At 54.4% G+C, this 15623-nt stretch carries 12 protein-coding genes, 2 pseudogenes and 1 CRISPR repeat array (1 of these 15 cut by a window edge); of the genes and pseudogenes, 4 read left to right on the forward strand and 10 right to left on the reverse strand.

The genetic code is table 11. The features are described from left to right. Positions 1-572: a CRISPR direct-repeat array (repeat unit 29 nt; unit sequence CGGTTTATCCCCGCTGGCGCGGGGAACAC) (it extends 7 nt beyond the left edge of the window). Positions 573-777: 205 nt separating this feature from the next. After that, positions 778-1080 (forward strand): GIY-YIG nuclease family protein, encoded by a 303-nt coding sequence (locus O1Q98_RS08380; RefSeq protein WP_240632708.1) that lies wholly within the window; start codon positions 778-780, stop codon positions 1078-1080. Here the strand turns inward: O1Q98_RS08380 and O1Q98_RS08385 are convergent. Next, a complete protein-coding gene (locus O1Q98_RS08385; protein WP_125258272.1) occupies positions 1067-1570 on the reverse strand; it encodes a GNAT family N-acetyltransferase in 504 nt (167 codons plus the stop codon). The genes O1Q98_RS08380 and O1Q98_RS08385 overlap by 14 nt on opposite strands. Then, positions 1564-2088 (reverse strand): ubiquinone anaerobic biosynthesis accessory factor UbiT, encoded by a 525-nt coding sequence (gene ubiT, locus O1Q98_RS08390; protein ID WP_125258271.1) that lies wholly within the window; start codon positions 2086-2088, stop codon positions 1564-1566. The genes O1Q98_RS08385 and ubiT overlap by 7 nt, the downstream gene beginning before the upstream one ends. Before the next feature lie 320 nt (positions 2089-2408). Here ubiT and ubiU point away from each other — a divergent pair, with 320 nt between their 5' ends. From ubiU to O1Q98_RS08405, 3 genes are all read left to right on the forward strand, one after another. Then, a complete protein-coding gene (gene ubiU, locus O1Q98_RS08395; RefSeq protein WP_125258270.1) occupies positions 2409-3407 on the forward strand; it encodes a ubiquinone anaerobic biosynthesis protein UbiU in 999 nt (332 codons plus the stop codon). A 12-nt stretch (positions 3408-3419) separates the two neighbouring features. After that, on the forward strand, positions 3420-4298 hold the full coding sequence (locus O1Q98_RS08400) for a U32 family peptidase (RefSeq protein ID WP_125258269.1): 879 nt from the start codon (positions 3420-3422) through the stop codon (positions 4296-4298). A 147-nt stretch (positions 4299-4445) separates the two neighbouring features. Next, entirely contained in the window at positions 4446-5465 is a 1020-nt protein-coding gene (locus O1Q98_RS08405; protein WP_125258268.1) for a luciferase-like monooxygenase, read from the forward strand. A gap of 65 nt (positions 5466-5530) precedes the next feature. Here O1Q98_RS08405 and O1Q98_RS08410 read toward each other — a convergent pair whose 3' ends face one another. From O1Q98_RS08410 to infB, 8 genes and pseudogenes are all read right to left on the reverse strand, one after another. Continuing rightward, positions 5531-7432 (reverse strand): DEAD/DEAH family ATP-dependent RNA helicase, encoded by a 1902-nt coding sequence (locus O1Q98_RS08410; protein ID WP_125258267.1) that lies wholly within the window; start codon positions 7430-7432, stop codon positions 5531-5533. A gap of 12 nt (positions 7433-7444) precedes the next feature. Further along, positions 7445-7504 (reverse strand): protein YrbN, encoded by a 60-nt coding sequence (yrbN, locus tag O1Q98_RS19785; RefSeq protein ID WP_107760761.1) that lies wholly within the window; start codon positions 7502-7504, stop codon positions 7445-7447. A gap of 108 nt (positions 7505-7612) precedes the next feature. Beyond that, complete coding sequence (nlpI, locus tag O1Q98_RS08415; protein ID WP_035339809.1) at positions 7613-8497, reverse strand: lipoprotein NlpI; 885 nt, start codon at positions 8495-8497, stop codon at positions 7613-7615. Between the two features lie 127 nt (positions 8498-8624). Beyond that, positions 8625-10746, reverse strand: a pseudogene (pnp, locus tag O1Q98_RS08420) (polyribonucleotide nucleotidyltransferase). Between the two features lie 268 nt (positions 10747-11014). Next, positions 11015-11284 carry a 30S ribosomal protein S15 gene (gene rpsO / locus O1Q98_RS08425; RefSeq protein ID WP_125258265.1) on the reverse strand — a complete coding sequence of 90 codons (270 nt, stop codon included), beginning with the start codon at positions 11282-11284 and terminating at the stop codon, positions 11015-11017. A 179-nt stretch (positions 11285-11463) separates the two neighbouring features. Further along, complete coding sequence (truB, locus tag O1Q98_RS08430; RefSeq protein ID WP_125258264.1) at positions 11464-12420, reverse strand: tRNA pseudouridine(55) synthase TruB; 957 nt, start codon at positions 12418-12420, stop codon at positions 11464-11466. Beyond that, entirely contained in the window at positions 12420-12815 is a 396-nt protein-coding gene (gene rbfA, locus O1Q98_RS08435) for a 30S ribosome-binding factor RbfA (protein ID WP_125258263.1), read from the reverse strand. Before rbfA ends, truB begins: the two co-directional genes overlap by 1 nt. 74 nt (positions 12816-12889) lie before the next feature. Then, positions 12890-15605: pseudogene (gene infB / locus O1Q98_RS08440) on the reverse strand (translation initiation factor IF-2). Between the last annotated feature and the right edge of the window lie 18 nt (positions 15606-15623).

Here is a 15623-nt window from a genome sequence, read left to right on the forward strand (position 1 = left end):
TCCCCGCTGGCGCGGGGAACACGTATCGCCCCAGCCTGCCCGGGAGGTCTTTGGCCGGTTTATCCCCGCTGGCGCGGGGAACACCAGAAAATGGGGCCACAGTGCGCGGGCGCGGCCGGTTTATCCCCGCTGGCGCGGGGAACACAAGCCCCTCCGCTTCGAACGCGGCAACAACATCGGTTTATCCCCGCTGGCGCGGGGAACACTTACGCCACCTATAAACCGGTACCGGTACGCGCGGTTTATCCCCGCTGGCGCGGGGAACACACCTCAGTATTTACCGTACCGAATCTATCCTGCGGTTTATCCCCGCTGGCGCGGGGAACACACCGATCGCCAAGGGATTTAGGCGAATTGCATCGGTTTATCCCCGCTGGCGCGGGGAACACGTTCCTGGAGTGACGGTGTAGGCCCAAGAAACCGGTTTATCCCCGCTGGCGCGGGGAACACCGCCGCATACGGAGCAATTGGCTCTCCCGTATCGGTTTATCCCCGCTGGCGCGGGGAACACAATTTTTACGTGAAGTTTTGTTGTAATCATAGCGGTTTATCCCCGCTGGCGCGGGGAACACTCTAAAAGTATATACTTGTTTTCTAATGACTTTTAAAGCCTGAAAAATTCCACCAACTTTTTTATGTTGTTAAAGAGCGCTAACTTATTGATAAATAAAGACCGTAATGTACCTCACCCGCCGCCACCGATGAATGGCGTCAAACGGGCAGCCTTTATCGGCCTGTCACCGTAAAATAGGCGCTAAACCACGAAAAGGAAATGACGTGAACAGCAGCGACAGCATATGGTTCTTATATCTGCTCCGCACCGAGGCCGGGGCGCTCTACACCGGTATCACTACCGATGTGGCGCGTAGACTGGCGCAGCATCAGGCCGGTAAAGGCGCGCGGGCCTTGCGGGGGAGAGGGCCGCTGACGCTGGTGTATCACTGTGTAGCGGGCGATCGCTCAACGGCGCTGAAATGGGAATACCGCCTTAAGCAATTGAGCAAGCAGCAAAAAGAAAGGCTGGTGCAACACCAGCCTGCAACACTTAGCGAGTTTTCACCGCTGTTTAGAAACGATTAAACGGTTCGGCATATTCCACCAGGCCGCTGGTGCCCTGAAAATGGTTATCCGCCAGCGGATAGACCTGAAAATCCGCCTCACAACCGAGCCAGCGACAATGGAGCTGTTGCGCTGCCGCTGGCACAAAGCCGAAGCGCGCGTAGTAATTAGGATTGCCCAGCACCACCACGGCGGTATACCCGAATTCATTGAGCGCATCCAATCCTTCATACACCAGTTGCTCGCCAATCCCCTGACAACGGTGCGCCTCGTCAACCGCCATCGGCGCCAGTGCAACCCATTGCCGGTCTTCCCCTGCCAGCGTTACCGGGCTGAATGCGGCATAACCTATCACGCCGCCCTCATCGTCGGTGGCAACGATACCCAGCGTCAGTTGGCCATCCTCACGCAGTTGCTGAACCAGCTCGGCCTCAGCACTGGTGGGAAACGTGCGCCGTAACAATGCATCAATGCCGGGTGCATCTACCGGAATTTCGACACGAATCAGCATGATACCGGCACGTGCGCGCCGACTGGCTGCGCACCCTCCTGTAAACCAGCGGCGATAAACCCGGCCAGCTGTAGCAAACCGGTACGCAGCGGCGCAGGCATGTTCTCAAGCTCAATGGCATCCATCAAATTTTTCACATACAGCCCAAGCTCGGTGTCACCCTCAATGCGCAAACGACGCTGGAAAAACAGCGTGTCCGGGTCTTCAAGACGCGCAGCAATCAAAATCAGGTCGTTGGCATTCGCGCTAAAGCTGACATCCGCCAGCGCATTATGGCTGATAGCCAGACGCTGATTACGCAACGTCACAAACCACTGCAAACCGATATCCTGTACTTCAACGCGCAACCAGCGCCCATCCAGAAAATCCAGTTCCCCCTCTTCCAGCGCCTGACGAAACTGCCATTCCAGCAGTTGCTCCAGCACCCGACGTTGCAGGAAAAAAGGCGTTAACGTTAACGGCTTACTCAGTAAGCGCGGCCCTTGACGCACAATCTGTGCCCGTAGTTTTTCCAACACTGGCCTACTCCTCATAAAGCGATACTGTCTGACCGATATGGCCCTCATTTTGCCACATAACAGGAAACGGGCAGCACGGGTCTACATCAATAAAAAGCGCCAGACCGGTGTTTTTCGCTTCACCTCGCCCTGCCCGGCAGACCGACAACCACCACCCAACGGGGTAAATTTAGCCTGTTATTCAGCAAATCACGAACCGAAACGCCCGGTAATCCCCTTTTATGCTGGTTTAAATCAAAGTTAACGGGGATTCGCTTCACTAAGATTCGCTTTTATTGCCAACAGGCCCGCTGCCAAGGCCGATATGAAAGGATGTAACCATGGAATTGCTTTGCCCCGCCGGGAATTTACCGGCACTGAAAGCTGCCGTCGATCAGGGTGCCGACGCGGTGTACATCGGGCTGAAAGACGATACCAACGCCCGCCACTTCGCTGGCCTGAATTTCACTGACAAAAAATTGCAGGAAGCGCGCGATTACGTCCATCAGCATCAGCGTAAACTGCATATCGCTATCAATACGTTTGCGCACCCTGATGGTTACTCACGCTGGCAGCGAGCCGTGGACACCGCCGTACAAACGGCCGGGGCAGATGCGTTGATTCTGGCTGATTTGGCCATGCTGGAATATGCCGCCGAGCGCTACCCGGGCGTTGAACGGCACGTTTCAGTGCAGGCATCCGCCACCAATGAGCAGGCGATTCGCTTCTATCAGCGCCATTTTGACGTCGCACGGGTGGTGTTGCCGCGCGTACTCTCGATTCATCAGGTGAAACAGCTTGCGCGTACCAGCCCGGTGCCGCTGGAAGTGTTTGCCTTTGGCAGCCTGTGCATTATGGCCGAAGGACGCTGTTATCTGTCGTCCTATTTAACCGGCGAGTCCCCAAATACCGTGGGGGCCTGCTCGCCAGCACGTTTTGTCCGCTGGCAACAAACCGAGCAGGGGATGGAATCTCGTCTGAATGATGTGCTGATAGACCGTTATCAGGATAACGAAAATGCGGGTTATCCCACCTTGTGTAAGGGTCGCTATCTGGTTGATGGCAAGCGTTATCACGCGCTGGAAGAACCCACCAGCCTCAACACGCTGGAGTTGCTGCCGGAACTGATGGCGGCCAATATCGCCTCGGTAAAAATCGAAGGTCGCCAGCGCAGCCCGGCCTACGTTAGCCAGGTGACAAAAGTCTGGCGTCAGGCGATCGACCGCTGTAAAGCCGATCCGGCCCATTTCAGCGCCGCCCCACAATGGATGGACGCGCTCGGCGCGCTCGCAGAAGGCACACAAACCACACTGGGCGCTTACCACCGTCAGTGGCAGTAGCGGGAGAACACAATGAAATATTCACTAGGCGCACTGCTTTACTACTGGCCAAAAGCTGACATTGAGGCTTTCTATCACGCCGCCGTTACCAGCAGTGCCGATATCATCTATCTGGGTGAGACGGTGTGCAGTAAACGGCGCAGCATGAAAGTAAACGACTGGCTCGCCTTAGCGCGTGATGTCGCGCGCAGCGGCAAGCAAGTGGTTATCTCCACGCTGGCGCTATTGCAAGCCCCCTCTGAACTCAATGAGCTACAACGCTATGTGGAAAACGGCGAGTTTCTGCTGGAAGCCAACGATCTCGGTGCGGTTAATATGGCCGCCGAGCGCGGTCTGCCGTTTGTCGCCGGACATGCGCTGAATTGCTACAACGCCTATACCCTGCGCTTGCTGCACAAACAGGGCATGATGCGCTGGTGTATGCCCGTCGAGCTGTCGCGTGATTGGTTGCAACACCTGCTCAATCAATGTGATGAACTGGGCTTTCGCCATCAATTCGAGGTGGAAGTGTTGAGTTACGGCCATCTGCCGCTGGCCTATTCCGCCCGCTGTTTTACCGCCCGTTCGGAAAACCGCGCCAAAGACGAATGCGAAACCTGCTGCATCCAGTATCCACAAGGACGCCAGATGCTGTCGCAGGAGAATCAGCAGGTGTTTGTGCTCAACGGTATCCAGACTCAGAGCGGTTACTGCTATAACCTCGGTAATGATTTGGCATCCATGGACGGGCTGGTGGATATCGTGCGCCTGTCACCGCAAGGGCCTGACACGCTGGCGATGCTGGATCGCTTTCGCGCTAACCAGCACGGCGAAAACCCGCTGACGCTTGAAAATCAACACGACTGCAACGGCTACTGGCGGCGTCTGGCCGGGCTAGAGCTGGTGGAGTAATGCCGGGCTAATAAACGCCAGATTCATTGAGGCTATCAGGACGATGCGCACGCATCGTCCGTTATCTGCCGTAAAGACAGCGTAACATCTCATTCGTGTTTATTTTCAACTGACCCGTTCAGCTTTCTAACCTGATGAGTGACGCTTATGACCGCTAACGTTCCTTTCTCGCTGCTCGATTTGGCGCCCATTCCACAGGGCAATACCGCCCGTGATGCATTCCACCATTCTTTGGATCTCGCGCAACACGCGGAAAACTGGGGATACCAGCGCTACTGGCTGGCGGAACACCACAACATGACCGGCATCGCCAGCGCCGCAACCTCGGTATTAATAGGGTATATTGCCAGCGGCACACAACACATCAAACTGGGTTCCGGCGGGGTAATGCTGCCAAACCATGCGCCGCTGGTGATTGCCGAACAGTTCGGTACGCTCGAATCGCTTTATCCTGGCCGGATTGAACTCGGGCTGGGACGCGCACCGGGCACTGACCCGCGCACTATGCAAGCACTACGCCGCCATCTGCACACCGATCTTGACGATTTCCCGCGCGATGTCGCCGAATTGCAGCGTTATTTCGCCGCCGCCCAACCCGGCCAGCCGGTACAGGCGGTGCCAGGGCAAGGGCTGAATGTCCCTCTCTGGCTACTCGGCTCCAGCCTCTACAGCGCACAGTTGGCCGCCTCAATGGGGTTGCCGTTTGCCTTTGCCGCTCACTTTGCCCCGGATATGCTGTTGCAGGCGTTGCAACGTTACCGCGACAATTTCCAGCCCTCCGCGCAACTGGAAAAACCGTACGCGATGGTGTGCGTTAATGTCATTGCAGCCGAGAGTGACCGCGATGCCCGCTTCCTGTTCACCTCGCTACAACAGCAGTTCATCAACCTGCGTCGCGGTACGCCAGGGCCGCTGCCTGCGCCGGTAGAGTCGATAGAGGCATACGGCTCGGCAAGCGAACAGTACGCGGTAGAGCAAACGCTACGCCTCGCGGTGATAGGTGCCCCCGCAACCGTACGACACGGCCTGCAAACCTTGCTAAGGGAAACACAGGCCGACGAGCTGATGATTAACGGCCAGATCTTTGACCATCAGGCGCGGTTGCGTTCTTTTGAACTCATCGCTCAGTTACAGCCAGAGGTGATACGCCCGTCTCGTCTTGTTTGACGCCACATCATAGACATAAAAAAACCAGCCCGAAGGCTGGTTTTTCACATCAATAGCGGTTGCTATCAGGCATCGTTAAAACGGCGCGGCGCACGCTGCCCGTCACGATTACCACGACGCTCACCACCGCCTTCGCGACGCTCGCCGCTAAACGGGCGACGGCCATTGCCAGCGCGTTCGCCAAAGTTACGGCCACCGCGTTCACTGCGTTCGCCACGCTCACCACCTTCACGACGCTCGCGACGCTCATGCGGCTGTGCATCGCCCAGCAGTTGCATGTTCATCGGCTTGTTCAGAATGCGGGTACGCGTGAAATGCGACAGCAATTCACCCGGCATGCCTTTTGGCAGCTCGATGGTCGAGTGGGACGCAAACAGCTTGATGTTACCGATGTAACGGCTGCTGATATCCCCTTCATTGGCAATCGCACCGACGATGTGGCGCACTTCAACACCGTCATCACGGCCTACTTCAATGCGATACAGCTCCATCTCGCCCACATCACGACGCTCGCGACGTGCCGGACGCTCGTCGCCACGCTCACCGCGCGGGCCACGATCGTTGCGATCGCCACGGTCATTACGCTCGCCACGACGCTCGAAGCGATCGTCACGCTCACGGAATTCACGACGCGGACGTGCCGGCGCATCCGGCGGCAGGATCAACGGACGTTCGCCCTGTGCCATCTTCAGCAGTGCAGCAGCCAGCGTTTCGACATCCAGCTCATCCGACGGCTGCAATTTCGCCAGCAGCGCACGGTATTGATCCAGATCGCTGCTTTCCAGTTGCTGCTGTACCTTCGCGGCAAACTTCGCCAGACGGCGCTGACCTAACAGCTCGGCATTCGGCAGTTCCACTTCCGGGATGGTCAGCTTCATGGTGCGCTCAACGTTGCGCAACAGGCGACGTTCACGGTTTTCCACAAACAGCAACGCACGGCCAGCACGACCCGCACGACCAGTACGGCCGATACGGTGTACATAGGATTCTGCATCCATCGGGATGTCGTAGTTCACCACCAGGCTGATACGCTCAACATCCAGACCACGAGCGGCAACGTCGGTTGCGATCAGGATATCCAGACGGCCATCCTTCAGGCGTTCCAGCGTCTGCTCACGCAGCGCCTGGTTCATGTCACCGTTCAGCGCGGCGCTGTTATAACCGCTGCGCTCCAGCGCTTCGGCCACTTCCAGCGTGGCGTTTTTAGTCCGCACGAAGATGATCGCTGCATCAAAATCTTCCGCTTCCAGGAAACGGATCAGCGCTTCGTTCTTACGCATACCGTATACCGTCCAGTAGCTCTGGCTGATATCCGGGCGCGTGGTCACGCTAGACTGAATACGCACTTCCTGCGGATCGTTCATGAAACGACGCGTGATGCGGCGAATCGCTTCCGGCATGGTCGCAGAGAACAACGCGGTCTGATGTTCAGCCGGGATCTGCGCCATGATGTTTTCCACATCTTCAATAAAGCCCATACGCAACATTTCGTCGGCTTCATCCAGTACCAGACCACTCAGGTTAGAGAGATCCAGCGTACCGCGTTTCAGGTGATCCAGCAGACGGCCCGGCGTACCGACAACGATCTGCGGCCCCTGACGCAGGGCGCGTAACTGCACGTCATAACGCTGGCCGCCATATAAAGCCACCACGTTAACACCCTGCATGTGCTTGGAGAATTCGTTACAGGCTTCAGCAACCTGCACCGCCAGTTCACGGGTCGGTGCCAGCACCAGCATTTGCGGTGCTTTCAGGTCAGCCTTGATGTTATTCAACAACGGCAGAGAAAACGCCGCTGTTTTGCCGCTACCTGTCTGGGCCATACCCAGCACATCACGGCCATTCAATAAATGGGGAATACATTCCGCCTGAATCGGGGACGGTTTTTCATACCCCATGTCAGACAGTGCATTCAAAATAGGAGCAGACAGCCCCAAGCTAGCAAAAGAGGTTTCAAACTCTGCCATGTAAACTAAGCCTCACTTCAAAATGGCGGCCAGTCTACATAACTTGTCGAGAAAATACTCAATCATTTTCATTGAAAAGTGTGAACCGGCTCAAATTGGATTAAAAAGCGAACAACAAAGCCTCGCCCGCTAAGGCGATAAAGAAATCATCATGATCTCAGGCTGAAAGGTGTTCGTCAGCTATTGCTGGTCCGATCCTGATAGGTCGTCTTGCTCTTGGCCTAACTGCGCCAATTCCAACAATGCATAGCGGTGCTCAACAAAATTGTGAACATTGTTAGCAACCGTCAGCTTGAACAACGCCTCGGCGGTGTTCTTGTCCCCCAGACTTAGGTAGTGCTTACCTAAATAGAAGTCAGTTTCACTGAGATGCTCGGCGAGCGAAGTGTTATCCTTAGCTTCTTCCTGAATCCGCTGCATCAAGGTTTTCTCGTTGATGTAGCCCAGGTAGAATTCGACAATCGTCCATCCCCACACACCTTTCTTTGCCCCCTCGTAGCGTTCTTTTAACGCCGATTTGGCCTTCTCGGGATTGATTTCTCTCTCCACCAGATAAAGCCACAGGGAACGGAAAGGATCATTAGGATCGTCGCGATAAAACGCTAGCAGATCATCCTGCGCCAACAGGTAGCGACCGCCGTAGTACAAAGCGATGCCCCGATTCAAACGCGCATAATTGTAAGTTGGATCAAGCTCTAATACAGAATCAAACGCTTCATAGGCAGCATCAAAATTGCCTGCCTGCGTCAAATAAATGCCGAGATAATTAAATACCTCCGGCATATCAGGGCGGATAGAGAGCGCTTGTGAAAAATCATTTCGCGCCAATGCCCGCAACCCGAGGCTATCATACAGCACTCCGCGCTCATATAACAGCTGTGCCCGCTCATCGGGAGTAATTGCCCGGCTCGCCAGAATTTGTTCCATGCGTGCCAGAATGACTTCCTGTTGCAACGTAGGCTGCAACGGGACGGCCAGCAATGCATCTTTGCGCCAATCCGTGTTGCTGCATCCTGCCAGCATGATTGCTGTCGCAACATAACACCAGCGCAAGAAAGGCTTCATTTCCCACTCCCGAAGACAAACATTGGATGAACATCCTGTCCCCGACTGCTCAGTATAAGGATATCCGTTCCTTATAATACACGCAGCTCCTTCACTCTGTAAGGAGCTGCCAATCGATTATCCGTTATTATTCTTCACTGGAAACCGGAACAGTTTCCTGAGATTGAGCAGTTGCTTCTTTTATGCTCAAACGGACGCGACCCTGACGGTCTACTTCCAGCACTTTGACCGGTACTTCCTGGCCCATCTGTAAGTAGTCAGTCACTTTCTCAATACGCTTGTCGGCGATTTGAGAAATGTGTACCAGCCCTTCTTTGCCGCCGCCAATCGCTACAAATGCACCGAAATCAACAATGCGGGTCACTTTACCTTGGTAAATACGACCCACTTCGATTTCAGCGGTAATTTCTTCGATACGACGAATGGCCAAACGGGCTTTATCGCCATCAGTAGACGCAATCTTCACTGTACCGTCATCTTCAATCTCGATGGTGGTGCCAGTTTCTTCGGTCAGCGCACGGATAACCGAGCCACCTTTACCGATGACGTCTTTGATCTTGTCAGTGCTGATCTTGATGGTGTGAATACGCGGTGCGAATTCGGAGATTTCACCACGCGGCGTACTGATAGCCTGTTCCATCACGCCAAGGATGTGCAGACGCGCACCTTTTGCCTGATTCAGCGCTACCTGCATGATTTCGCGGGTAATACCTTCGATTTTGATGTCCATCTGCAACGCAGTGACACCTTCACGGCTACCGGCAACTTTAAAGTCCATATCGCCGAGGTGGTCTTCATCACCGAGGATGTCAGACAGCACAACGTAGTTGTCGCCTTCTTTCACCAGGCCCATCGCAATACCCGCGACAGCGGCTTTAATCGGCACGCCCGCATCCATCAGCGCCAGCGATGCGCCGCACACGGAGGCCATAGAAGAAGAACCGTTGGATTCGGTAATTTCAGATACCACACGTACGGTGTACGGGAAGGCTTCTGGTTTCGGCATCACCGCCAACACACCACGTTTAGCCAGACGACCATGACCGATTTCACGGCGTTTCGGCGAGCCAACCATACCGGTTTCACCCACGGAGTACGGCGGGAAGTTGTAGTGCAGCAGGAAGCGGTCGGTACGTTCGCCAGTCAGCTCGTCGATGGTCTGTGCATCACGCTCAGTCCCCAGCGTCGCCGTCACCAGCGCCTGAGTTTCACCACGAGTAAACAGCGCAGAACCGTGCGTACGCGGCAGTACACCTGTGCGCACATCCAGACCACGGATCATATCTTTTTCGCGACCATCGATACGCGGCTCGCCACGCAGCACACGGCTACGCACCACGTTCTTCTCGATGCTGCCGAGAATATCGCGCAGTTCGTTTTCGTCCAGCGAGTCATCTTCCGCCAACAGCGCGGCCACAACGTCAGACTTAATCACATCAACCTGAGCGTAACGCTCCTGTTTTTCAGTGATGCGATAAGCGTCACCCAGACGTGCTTCCGACAACGCCTGTACGCGGCTATGCAATTCCACATTGATAGCCGGAGCTTGCCATTCCCACTTCGGTTTACCCGCTTCAGCAACCAGCGATTTGATATTTTCAATCACAACCTGCTGTTGATCGTGGCCAAATACCACGGCACCCAGCATTTGATCTTCACTGAGCAGATCCGCTTCAGATTCCACCATCAGTACTGCGCCTTCAGTACCCGCCACCACCAGATCCAGACGGCTGGTTTTCAGCTCTTCCGTGGTCGGGTTCAGCACATACTGATCGTTGATGTAGCCTACGCGCGCAGCACCAATTGGGCCGTTGAACGGAATACCCGACAGACTCAGTGCGGCAGAGGCACCGATCATCGCCACGATATCCGGGTTAACTTGCGGGTTAACGGAAACAACCGTGGCAATAACCTGAACTTCGTTAACGAAGCCTTCCGGGAACAGCGGGCGAATTGGGCGGTCAATCAAGACGAGAAATCAGCGTTTCGCCTTCGCTTGGGCGACCTTCACGACGGAAGAAACCGCCAGGAATACGGCCAGCTGCGTAGGTACGCTCTTGATAGTTAACCGTCAGCGGGAAAAAATCCTGCCCCGGTTTAGCGTGTTTGGCACCCACAACGGTCACGAATACCGCTGTGTCATCCATGCTAACCATAACGGCAGCCGTGGCCTGACGAGCCATCATGCCGGTTTCCAGCGTTACGGTATGTTGGCCGTACTGGAATTTACGAACGATCGGATTAAGCAAAATACTATCCTTTACCTGAGGAATACACGGCGTCAGCGATTGATTACGTCAGACACAGTGAAACCAGTTAAATACCCGATCCTGCCACTACATCCTCGCGACTAATGACAAGCCTCACACTGCCATTGGCAGATAATACTTCTCATTAGCCGCGCGAATCGCTGTAATAACGGATCATTTTTGCAACAGCAATACATTACTCTGTTTTGCTGGCACTTCCTAGAAGAAAGGGGCCAAAAGAGGCCCCTTTCTCCTGAAACTCGTCGAATTAGCGACGCAGACCCAGACGTTCGATCAGGGTGGTGTAGCGTGCCAGATCTTTACGTTTCAGGTAGTCCAGCAGCTTACGACGCTGAGATACCATGCGCAGCAGACCACGACGGCTGTGGTGATCTTTTTTGTGCTCGGCGAAGTGGCCCTGCAGATGGTTAATCTGTGCAGTCAGCAGTGCAACCTGAACTTCAGTAGAACCGCTGTCGTTTTCGCCACGGCCAAATTCCGCAACGATCTTCGCTTTTGCTTCAACGCTTAGAGACATGATTTACTCCAAATTATAGATAATATAGAAACAGGTGCCGATCTCTAATTCAGCGACCCGGGATTTAAGCCGCGCCATTTTACTCTTAGCCCACCCCAATCGCAAGGCGATACGGCATCTAAACACGCCAGAGCGCGCCTTTTCAGATAGATGGCTGTAGCGCAGCGACAAGCATGTTATCAGGCAACGACCTGGGAGAAATTCTCGACGACTAACCGACGGGGCGCTACGCGACCTTCATCATCAATTTCGCCCATACCGATAAACTTGCGGGATTCACCTTCGGTAATACGCACCATGCCTTCTACAGGCGCCCCCGGCGCACGCACCGCCTGACCGAGTTTTAAATAACCTGCGACAACAGAAGATAAGTTAACCTCGGCAAATGCCTGTACTGCGGTATCCATCGGCAACAGTAAGTCATCCAGCAGTTCGCCAACGGGACGTTCCTGAGTCACGGCCTGCTCGTGCAGCGCTTGCAACTGTGCCAGCGTCACCATCCGTGCCGTCGGGTATGTTGCAACCTGCAAACGACGCAAATAGATAACATGCGCGCCGCATCCCAGCTTTTCGCCCAGATCGTCAATAATGGTACGAATGTAAGTGCCTTTTGAGCAGTGAATCTCAAGCTCCAGCTCATCCCCTTCCCAGCGAATGAACAGTAGCTCATATACCGTAATATCACGCGCATCGCGGGGTACAACCATACCTTGACGCGCATACTCATACAGCGGGCGGCCTTCGTACTTCAAAGCCGAATACATGGAAGGCACTTGCTGGGTATGGCCACGAAAACTGTCTAACGCCAGCATCAGCGCATCGTTATCAAATGTGACTGGACGCTGGGTTATCAGATTACCATCCGCGTCTGAGGTATCCGTCCGTTGACCGAGACGGGCAATGACGCGATAACGTTTATCTGCATCCAACAAGTATTGGGAAAATTTTGTCGCTTCACCGAGACACACCGGCAGCATACCGGTTGCCAGTGGGTCAAGCGCCCCGGTATGCCCGGCTTTGTTGGCATTAAACAGGCGTTTCACCTTTTGCAGCACATCATTTGATGATGCACCCTGCGGTTTATCTAACAACAGTACGCCGTGAATATCCCGGCCACGACGACGAGGACGAGACATTAGCCCTCCTGCTCATCATCAGCAACATGGCGCTGCGCATCACGCCTGACGACATTTGTCACCAGATTTGACATTCTCATCCCTTCCACCAGCGAGTTATCGTACGAGAAGGTCAATTCAGGTACGACACGCAACCGCATTGCCTTACCCAGCAGCATACGAATAAAGCCGGAAGCATCCTGCAACGCCTTGATTCCCACTCTAATTTGTTCCGGCTCATTGTCATTAAGAAACGTAACAAAAACCTTGGCATAAGCCAGATCGCGAGACACTTCGACACCGGATACCGTCGCCATACCAACACGCGGATCTTTCACCTCGCGTTGAAGGATAATGGCTATCTCTTTTTGCATTTCCTGCGCCACACGCTGCGTGCGGCTGAATTCTTTCGCCATGATGAATCCTCAGGGAAAAAGCGGGGGGCTCTCGGCCCCCCAGCATGAAAACATCAGGTACGTGCTAGCACGTATTACTCGATGGTGCGTTTAATCTCGATGGTTTCAAACACTTCGATCATATCGCCGGTGCGAACGTCGTTGTAGTTCTTCACGCCGATACCACACTCCATACCGTTACGGACTTCGTTGACATCATCTTTAAAGCGGCGCAGTGATTCCAGTTCGCCTTCAAAGATAACCACGTTGTCACGCAGTACGCGGATAGGATTGTGACGTTTCACCACACCTTCCGTGACCATACAACCAGCAATAGCGCCAAATTTCGGTGACTTGAACACATCGCGAACTTCAGCCAGACCGATAATTTCCTGCTTATACTCAGGCGCCAGCATACCGCTCATCGCCTGTTTCACTTCGTCGATCAGATCATAGATGACCGAGTAGTAACGCAGATCCAGACTTTCCGCTTCAACCACGCGACGAGCAGAAGCATCAGCACGGACGTTAAAGCCAAGGATAATGGCGTTGGATGCCGCAGCAAGCGTAGCATCGGTTTCGGTGATACCACCGACGCCGGAGCCCACAATCTTGACTTTGACTTCGTCGGTAGACAGTTTTTGCAGTGAATCGGAAATCGCTTCGACAGAAACCCTGAACGTCGGCTTTCATCACGATGTTCAGTTCGGACACTTCGCCTTCGTTCATGTTGGCAAACATGTTTTCCAGCTTCGATTTCTGCTGACGCGCCAGTTTCACTTCGCGGAATTTACCCTGACGATAGAGCGCCACTTCACGGGCTTTCTTCTCATCACGCACGACTGTCGCTTCATCACCTGCCGCAGGCACGCCGGACAGACCCAGAATCTCTACCGGAATAGACGGGCCAGCTTCTGTAATTTCACGGCCTAATTCATCGCGCATCGCACGTACGCGGCCATATTCGAAGCCACACAGTACGATATCGCCTTTGTTCAGGGTCCCTTCACGCACCAATACGGTCGCAACCGGGCCACGGCCTTTATCCAGGAAGGACTCAATCACCACGCCGCTTGCCATACCACTGTGAATCGCTTTCAATTCAAGCACTTCAGCTTGCAGCAGGATAGCTTCCAGCAGTTCGTCAATACCGGTACCGCTCTTGGCCGATACGTGAACAAACTGCGATTCGCCGCCCCACTCTTCTGGCATGATGCCGTACTGTGACAGCTCACTTTTAACGCGATCCGGGTCAGCTTCCGGTTTATCGATTTTGTTGACTGCAACAACAACCGGCACTTTCGCCGCTTTAGCATGCTGAATGGCTTCGATGGTCTGCGGCATCACGCCGTCATCGGCTGCAACAACCAGCACCACGATATCCGTTGCCTGAGCACCGCGCGCACGCATTGCGGTAAACGCGGCGTGCCCCGGGGTATCGAGGAAGGTGATCATGCCATTATCTGTCTCAACATGATAAGCACCGATGTGCTGGGTAATACCACCGGCCTCACCTGCCGCCACTTTGGTCGAGCGAATGTAATCCAGCAGCGAGGTTTTACCGTGGTCAACGTGGCCCATAATGGTCACAACCGGCGCACGCGATTCTGATTCGGAAGACAGCCCCGTATCACGATCGCTCATTACCGCTTCTTCCAGCTCGTTTTCACGGCGCAGGATCACTTTGTGACCCATTTCTTCCGCCACCAACTGTGCCGTTTCCTGATCGATAACCTGGTTAATGGTCGCCATCGCGCCCAGTTTCATCATGGTTTTGATGACCTGAGAGCCTTTGACCGCCATTTTGTTCGCCAGCTCGGCAACGGTGATCGTTTCACCGATGATGACATCGCGGTTGACCGCTTGCACCGGCTTATTGAAGCCCTGTTGCAGCGTGCTCGGTTTACGCTTGCCTTTACCGCCGCGAGTCACCGCACGGGCTTCTTCGCGATCGGCTTTTGATTCAGACAGGCGGCTGCCTTTTTTCTGTTTGGTCACTTTAGTGCTGCGAGCACGACCGCGACCACCTTCTACCTGACGATCGTTCTCATCTTCCGCTTCACGCGCATGATGAGACGTAGTGACATGGTAATCAGAGTCTTCGGTCTCTTCGCCTTCTTTTTCCCAGCGTCCGGCATTTTCTTCTGCCATCTTGCGAGCCTCTTCGGCAATACGGCGGGCTTCTTCTTCGACTTTAAGACGGGCTGTTTCCTCCGCCTTACGCTTGAGTTCAGCCGCTTCCGCTTCGCGACGCGCTTTCTCAGCCTGAGCTGGTTTAGTCATACTATCGTTCTGTTGATTGCTCACTTTCTCTTTTTCCGCTACGTCACGCTTAGCTTTTTCCACGGCCTCACGTTTGGCTTGCTCTTCAGCAACAGCACGCTTTGCCTTCTCTTCTTCCTCACGTTTCGCTTTATCTTCAGCTTCCCGTGCGGCTTGTTCTTCGGCTGCGCGTCGCGCCTGTTCTTCCGCTTCACGCCGTGAACGCTCTTCCTCTGCTGCTTGCTGCTGATCTTCCAGAGGGTCGCGTTTTACATAAGTGCGCTTCTTGCGGACTTCTATTTGCACCGACTTGCTCTTGCCACCGGTGCTAGGAATACTCAATGTGCTACGTGTTTTGCGCTGCAATGTCAATTTACCTGACGCACCGCCGCGTTCACGGTTTAGATGCGCCAATAAGGTTTCTTTCTCTTGCTGAGTCACAGAATCTGACGCGGATTTGGTAATTCCTGCGTCAGCAAACTGCTGTATCAGGCGGTCAACCGGCGTCTGGATTTCTGCGGCCAGCGATTTTAGGGTTACATCTGTCATGCTGTTCCTTTCCTGCTA

It is taken from the genome of Dickeya lacustris, assembly GCF_029635795.1.
Classification (GTDB): domain Bacteria; phylum Pseudomonadota; class Gammaproteobacteria; order Enterobacterales; family Enterobacteriaceae; genus Dickeya; species Dickeya lacustris.